The sequence below is a fragment of the Limnoraphis robusta CS-951 genome (assembly GCF_000972705.2).
This window is the reverse complement of the sequence record NZ_LATL02000231.1, coordinates 1-7674: the sequence shown is the minus strand read 5'-3', so window position 1 is coordinate 7674 and position 7674 is coordinate 1. Positions and strand designations below refer to the sequence as shown.

Below are 7674 nucleotides of genomic sequence, written 5' to 3'. Positions count from 1 at the left end.
TCTGATTGCCTGACAAACGTGATTGGCTTTCAGTCCCGTCGCTTCTTTGACTGGCTTGTAAACCAGATGGTGCAGTTTGGTGGTGTTCCAACAGTTGTTTTCTTTTGCCACTTGCAATATGCGGTTGCAGGCATCGGAAAATCCCGCCAGAGTTTCGTTGACCCGCTCGGTCAAGTCTGGTGGGGCTATCAGCTTGCATTTAACCGTAATTGCTTGTGTCATGGCTCTATTATACTCATCTGAGTGTAGCAGAGTTGTAAATTTTAGCGGAGTGGCATTCCTCCTATCGCCAACGTAAACTTATGGCGGGGGTCTCCTGCCGATTTAAAGATGATAACGGATAACGGGTTACTGTAAAGTGTAAACTGCCTTTTGTCTTTTTTAAAAAGTGGCGATCGCTGTTAGAATAATTATCAAAGTTGATAAGTATTGAGTTATTATTCAATTTTTAGTCTAAACTACAGTAGAGAATTTATTAACTAAAATCATACAAACAGACAAACGCTCCTTTTTGTTTATAAATCTCTACTTGGCGACCAATTGTATTAAGATAAGACAATAAAGTGTTTTCTTCAACCTCATCAACTCTAAAGAGTATCCAAACTCGTTTTTGACCTCTAAACGGTTCAAATTCTTGTTGGTATCGTTCCCAGTCAGCAGGTAAAATTTTCCTTTTTCGGGGAAGTTCATAGGCACCTAAAACATAATCACTGGGAGAATAACCGAATTTTGGGGCGTAATATTTCATGTGACTGACGCCTTGAAAATAGACATAAATTTGATCGCCCGGTTGTTGATTTGACTTAATATATTCTATTATAGGTCGAACTTCTTGTTTGAGTTCCGGCTGAAAAATTAATCGACTGGAATGAATTAAAGGATGAGTTAATAAGGCAATTAATACAACTGAACCCAACAGCCTAACCCATTTTTGTTGTGAGTGTTTTTGAGAGATGAGAAAAACGACTCCTTCTGCAATTAAAATTAGAAAAAATGGTGTTAGAAATAAAACCAAACGTTCTCTAAAGGGATATTTTTGTAAATAACTTGCCGCTAAAGTCGCAAGAACTGGGGAAATTAACGTTATCAATAAAATTCTATTTCGACGATAGCAAGCAACACAACCGATAATAAAAGCTAAAATAGCAAAGCCATCGATTATTCCAATAAAACCAAGAGGTCTATAGAAAAATCGACCAAAAGCATCGAGTAACCAAAGGATATCGAAAATAGATTGAGGATAGCTAGGTTGCCAATATTTAACGAGATTATCGTTATTCATTGTATTGGTAATTGTCAAAAAATAGAGTAAACTAAAACTGACTAGCCAAGTCAAATAAACGGGGATTCGATTCAATAAAATAGGTTTACGCTGTTGATGAGGTGCGGTAATAAAATAAGCCAGTTCAAGTCCTCCCAGAGTAAAAATAGCCGGATGAGAAATCCAAATGGCAATGACGCCAACAAGAGAAAACACTAAAACTAGACGTTTGTTTAGAATTTTGTAGCGGAAAGGAACAAGCAATAAACTCAACAATAAAGCAATCATAATATCGCTAGAATATTGCTTCAGTTCCGTGCCATAATAAACAATATAGGGTAAACTTGAAAATAAGGCGATCGCCAGAAGTGCAGCCCATTGAGACGCATACCGTTCAGCGAATAAAAATAAAGCAATCAGAGAGACAATTCCCGCTAAAAAAGGAAAAAGTCTCAGTGCATATTCGTTGTTCCCCAAAACTTGAATTGATAACTTTTCAATCCACAAAAAACCGGGAGGTGCAGCTTGGTTATAATCGAGGGGACTGAGTAACTGTAAATAGGAAAGGTTAACGATGTTTAATGCTAAGTTTACTTCATCAAACCATAAAGAACGATTATTCAGGTATTGAACCAGACGCACCAAAATACCAAAAATAACAAATCCGACAGACAGGATTCTGTATGTGCTAAAATTAGATAGAGACTTCATTCGTCAATGCTAGTTATTTGTCTAATAAAGACATACAATAACGGATTAGGGTAGCAATACGCGATCGCATTTGAGTTTGTCTGGCTTGTAGGGTGGTATTCTGACGAGAAGTTTGGAGAAAGCGAAAATCCATCTCCAACAGTCGCATCTGTTTGTGAATTTCGGTTAGATAAGATTGTAGGGGTGATACCAGCGAGGGGTCTACATCCTGATCACCGCACTGAAGGATATTCTCAAAAAGCTGTTGGGCTTGTCTGAAAGCAGCAGTCAGGGTAGCTTTTTCCAGATTAACCTCGGTTAACTGAGTTTGTAGGTGTTCGAGGGTTTGTTGGAGTTGAGCGATCGCTAGACGATGCTGTTCAGGTAACATAATGTTAAGAAATTCGTATATACTGTCAATATTAACCAAAGGTTAAAGCTTTAAAATCTTAAGATTAGGCAAATTCCGCTTACAACCCCCTAGAGACGAAAGCCCGATTTGGCAACATCTCTAGGCGTTAAAACCCCCATACAACGCTAACTGAGGTGAGTTAGCATCAAGCAAATACAGTGGTGTGGTTATACCAAGTTCGCTGACTCAAATAGACTGACTCACCTAAAAACAGATGAAGAAAGAGTTATCACTACCACTGAGAGAAATGAAAACTCTCCCAGTTTGTCAGATAGGGGAAACGGGGATAGACAGACTCAAGATCAGTCCACACACCAGAACTGATTGAAGAGAACTGACAACGGGTAACTTCATCGATCATCACAGCTAGCTTACCCCATCAGGGGGAGATAGCTATCTTGTACTTGTTACTAGAGTAGGGGAAAACTGCTCTAAACTTCAATCTTTGCTGAGGATGCTTTGCTAACGCCCAGAGGCGGAAGAAGAGCAACTCAGTCATTGTTTGTACTTGAAATTCAAGCCGGCTGCAAGATCAGCAAGACAAAAGCACTTGCTATTAGGTTCTACTCCCCTTTATTTTGGCATCAAAAAGACAAGATCTATGTAGCTTGCGAGTTTGGACTTTTTATCAGTAATTCTTAGGTTTAACTGCCATGAACACTCGGACTCTAACAACCTCAATCAACTCCGACTGCGTGATCCCAGATTGGTTACAACAGTGTTTGGATAAATATCACACTAACAATTCCTGTTCTGATCAGTCATGTCCTGATAGTGATATTGTTTGCCGAGCCTTTGAATTTGCTTATAAATTACACGAAGGACAGTATCGCAAATCAGGAGAACCTTATATTAATCATCCGATTGCGGTGGCGGGATTATTGCGTTATTTAGGCTGTGAAGGGACAGTAATTGCCGCAGGATTTCTACATGATGTCATTGAAGATACGGAAGTTACACCCGATGAAATAGAAGCTCATTTTGGCTCAGAAGTTCGACAGCTTGTAGAAGGCGTAACCAAACTCTCAAAGTTCAATTTTTCCAATAAAACTGAACGTCAAGCCGAAAACTTTCGCCGGATGTTTTTGGCAATGGCAAAAGATATTCGGGTGATCGTCGTCAAGTTAGCAGATCGACTTCATAATATGAGAACCCTAGAGTTTTTAGCCGATCATAAACGCCGTAGTATTGCTCTAGAAACTCGAGAAATATTTGCTCCTCTCGCCCATCGATTGGGGATAGGTAGACTGAAGTGGGAATTAGAAGATTTATCCTTCAAATATTTAGAACCAGAGGCTTATCGAGAAATCCAATCTTTAGTTGCAGATAAACGAAATATTCGCGAAGAAAAATTAGCAGAAATCGCGGATTTATTGAGAGATCAATTGGATCAGGCGGGAATCAAATGTTATGAAGTTACAGGACGACCTAAGCATCTTTATGGCATTTATCGTAAAATGCACCACCGTCAAAAGCAATTTCACGAAATTTATGATTTAGCCGCCCTGCGGGTAATCGTCGAAACAAAAGAAGAATGCTATCGGGCTTTAGCGATTGTCCATGACGCTTTTCGTCCGATTCCCGGTCGGTTTAAAGATTATATTGGTTTACCCAAACCGAATCGCTATCAATCGCTACATACAGGCGTAATTGGGAGTACAGGACGTCCGGTTGAAGTGCAAATTCGCACCGTAGAAATGCACCATATTGCTGAATACGGGATTGCCGCCCATTGGAAGTATAAAGAAACGGGTGGATCGAGTTATACGAAGATTAGTAGTGCGGATGATAAATTTACTTGGTTGCGGCAATTATTAGAGTGGCAAAATGATCTCAAAGATGCCAATGAATATTTAGAAAGTGTCAAGAATAACTTATTTGATGAAGATGTCTATGTCTTCACTCCAGAAGGGGATGTCGTGGTTCTTTCTCAAGGTTCAACAATGGTCGATTTTGCCTATCGGATTCATACTGAAATTGGCAACCATTGTAAAGGGGCGAAAGTCAATGATCGGATTGTTTCGCTAGATACGGTATTAAAGAATGGAGATATTATTGAGATTCTCACTCAAAAAAATTGTCATCCGAGTTTAGATTGGCTGAATTTTGTCAAAACTAGCACGGCTAAAAACAGGATTCGTCAATGGTACAAGCGATCGCATCGGGACGAAAATATTGATAGAGGTCGAAATTTACTCGAAAAAGAAATGGGTAAAAATGGCTTTGAATCACTCCTAAAATCCGAAGCCATGCAAACCGTTGTCCAACGATGTAATTACCACGCTGTTGATGATTTATTAGCCGCTTTGGGATACGGCGAAGTGACTTTAAATCATGTGGTGAATCGACTGCGAGATGCGGTGAAAGGTCAAACTCAGATTCAAGAAGCTTCTCTAGAAGAATCTCAGACGAATCTCCAACTCGCTAACATGATTCCTCCGACTTGTCCGACGCCTTCCTCGAGTAAATCACCCATAGCTGGAGTTGAGGGGTTGTTGTATGGAATTGCGGGTTGTTGTAGTCCCATTCCCGGTGAACCGATTATTGGTGTCGTGACTCGAATCCGGGGAATTTCCATTCATCGACAGGGTTGTGAAAATGTTAATAAAGTCTCTGGCGATCGCTTAGTTCCGGTGAGTTGGAATCCGGTAGCCCAAAACGGGAGTCGTCCTCAAACCTATCGCGTGAAAATTCAAATCGAAGTGTTTGATCGCGTGGGTGTGTTGAATGATATCTTATCCCGCCTAAAAGATAATAACGTGAATGTGTGTAGCGCTCAAGTGAAAACTTTCCGAGATGCACCTGCACTGATTGAATTAGGGATAGAAATTTGCGATCGCGATCAACTTGAACATACTTGTGTTCAAATTAAAAATATCAGCGATGTGTTGAACCTGCGACGGGTTAATAAAGTGCTGAAAAATTCTTGATTCTGCATTTTTTGTTCTCTCTAAATTAGCAATCAAAACCCCTCGACTTGATCGAGGGGCTATGTTTTTTTGAAACGATTAGATTTAGATTAATCGCAAATTAACCATTAACCAATCCATTCTAGAACCGCTTCTTCCTTCGTATTGGTGCGACGTTCTGGGGTTTCACGGTTAAAACTCATGTGAATAGAACGAGTTTGTTCACCATCAGAAGCCACCGCCATAATCGGATAGTCAATCATACCATCGGGGAAAGAAACTTGAATGCGGAAGGTACCATCTGAATTCAGTTTAATGGGTCGTCCGCCAATAGTCACAACAGCATCAGGTTCGGTTGCGCCGTAAATGATTAATTCTGCATCCGCAACTAACCAGAACTTACGGGGACGGACAGGAGGTATTGAAGCCGCCATACCCACACCCGACATTCCAATACCGGACATGGTTAAACCCATTCCATAACCCGACATACTGATACCTGCACCAGAAGCCGTTAAACCCGCACCGGACATACTCATACCCACGCCGGACATCCGTTCGCTGATAGCCGCCCCTGAAGCCGTTATGCCTATTCCTGACATCCGTTGAGTGATAGCCGCACCAGAAGCAGTTAAGCCCATTCCAGAAGCAGTTAAGCCCATTCCAGAAGCAGTTAAGCCCATTCCAGAAGCCGTTAAGCCCATTCCAGAAGCAGTTAAACCAACTCCTGACATCCGTTGAGAGATACCAACACCAGAAGCAGTTAAGCCCATTCCAGAAGCAGTTAAGCCCATTCCAGAAGTCGTTAAACCAACTCCTGACATCGACTTACCGATACCAACTCCAGAAGCAGTTAAGCCCATTCCAGAAGCAGTTAAACCAACTCCTGACATCATTTGTCCGATGCCAACACCAGAAGTCGTTAAACCCATTCCAGAAGCAGTTAAGCCCATTCCAGAAGCAGTTAAACCAACTCCTGACATCATTTGTCCGATGCCAACACCAGAAGTCGTTAAACCCATTCCAGAAGCAGTTAAGCCCATTCCTGACATCCGTTGAGAGATACCAACTCCAGAAGTCGTTAAACCAACTCCTGACATCATTTGTCCGATGCCAACACCAGAAGTCGTTAAACCCATTCCAGAAGCAGTTAAGCCCATTCCTGACATCGACTTACCGATACCAACACCTGAAGTCGTTAAACCCATTCCAGAAGCAGTTAAACCAACACCAGACATCATTTGTCCGATACCAACTCCAGAAGTCGTTAAACCAACTCCTGACATCGACTTACCGATGCCAACTCCAGAAGTCGTTAAGCCCATTCCAGAAGCAGTTAAACCAACACCAGACATCATTTGTCCGATACCAACTCCAGAAGCAGTTAAACCAACTCCTGACATCGACTTACCGATGCCAACTCCAGAAGTCGTTAAACCCATTCCAGAAGCAGTTAAACCAACACCAGACATCATTTGTCCGATACCCGCACCTGACATCACTTGTCCGATACCTGAAGCAGTTAAACCAACACCAGACATCATTTGTCCGATGCCAACACCAGAAGTCGTTAAACCCATTCCAGAAGCAGTTAAACCAACACCAGACATCATTTGTCCGATGCCAACACCAGAAGTCGTTAAGCCCATTCCAGAAGCAGTTAAACCAACTCCCGACATCGACTTACCGATGCCAACACCAGAAGTCGTTAAACCCATTCCAGAAGCAGTTAAACCGACTCCTGACATCATTTGTCCGATACCAACACCAGAAGTCGTTAAACCCATTCCAGAAGCAGTTAAACCAACTCCTGACATCATTTGTCCGATACCAACTCCAGAAGTCGTTAAACCAACTCCTGACATCATTTGTCCGATACCAACTCCAGAAGTCGTTAAACCAACTCCTGACATCATTTGTCCGATGCCAACACCTGAAGTCGTTAAACCCATTCCAGAAGCAGTTAAACCGACTCCTGACATCATTTGTCCGATGCCAACACCTGAAGTCGTTAAGCCCATTCCAGAAGCAGTTAAACCAACTCCTGACATCATTTGTCCGATACCCGCACCTGACATCACTTGTCCGATACCTGAAGTCGTTAAACCAACTCCTGACATCATTTGTCCGATACCCGCACCTGACATCATTTGTCCGATACCAACTCCAGAAGTCGTTAAACCAACTCCTGACATCGACTTACCGATACCAACACCAGAAGTCGTTAAGCCCATTCCAGAAGCAGTTAAACCAACACCAGACATCATTTGTCCGATGCCAACTCCAGAAGTCGTTAAGCCCATTCCAGAAGCAGTTAAACCAACTCCTGACATCATTTGTCCGATGCCAACACCAGAAGTCGTTAAGCCCATTCCAGAAGCAGTTAAACCAACTCCTGACAT

At 41.9% G+C, this 7674-nt stretch carries 4 protein-coding genes and 1 pseudogene; 1 reads left to right on the top strand and 4 read right to left on the bottom strand.

The window, feature by feature from the left end:
• The 3 genes and pseudogenes from WN50_RS36415 to patD all read right to left on the bottom strand — a co-directional run.
• Positions 1 to 222: pseudogene (locus WN50_RS36415) on the bottom strand (transposase); the annotation flags it as partial.
• A 253-nt stretch (positions 223 to 475) separates the two neighbouring features.
• Positions 476 to 1972, bottom strand: coding sequence for a glycosyltransferase family 39 protein (locus tag WN50_RS19660; RefSeq protein WP_046281547.1), 1497 nt, complete (start codon positions 1970 to 1972; stop codon positions 476 to 478).
• 13 nt (positions 1973 to 1985) lie between these two features.
• Positions 1986 to 2342, bottom strand: a complete 357-nt coding sequence (gene patD / locus WN50_RS19655) for a heterocyst frequency control protein PatD (RefSeq protein WP_046281546.1) — start codon at positions 2340 to 2342, stop codon at positions 1986 to 1988.
• A 674-nt stretch (positions 2343 to 3016) separates the two neighbouring features.
• Here patD and WN50_RS19650 point away from each other — a divergent pair.
• Positions 3017 to 5293, top strand: a complete 2277-nt coding sequence (locus WN50_RS19650) for a RelA/SpoT family protein (protein WP_046281545.1) — start codon at positions 3017 to 3019, stop codon at positions 5291 to 5293.
• Between the two features lie 107 nt (positions 5294 to 5400).
• Here WN50_RS19650 and WN50_RS37185 read toward each other — a convergent pair.
• On the bottom strand, positions 5401 to 7674 hold a 2274-nt coding region (locus tag WN50_RS37185; RefSeq protein ID WP_342586771.1), incomplete at its 5' end, for a beta strand repeat-containing protein.

Excerpts from the sequence above, each read along its gene's own strand:
- WN50_RS19660 (WP_046281547.1), bottom strand. The coding sequence starts at position 1,972 with ATGAAGTCTCTATCTAATTTTAGCACATACAGAATCCTGTCTGTCGGA.
- patD (WP_046281546.1), bottom strand. The coding sequence starts at position 2,342 with ATGTTACCTGAACAGCATCGTCTAGCGATCGCTCAACTCCAACAAACC.
- WN50_RS19650 (WP_046281545.1), top strand. The coding sequence starts at position 3,017 with ATGAACACTCGGACTCTAACAACCTCAATCAACTCCGACTGCGTGATC.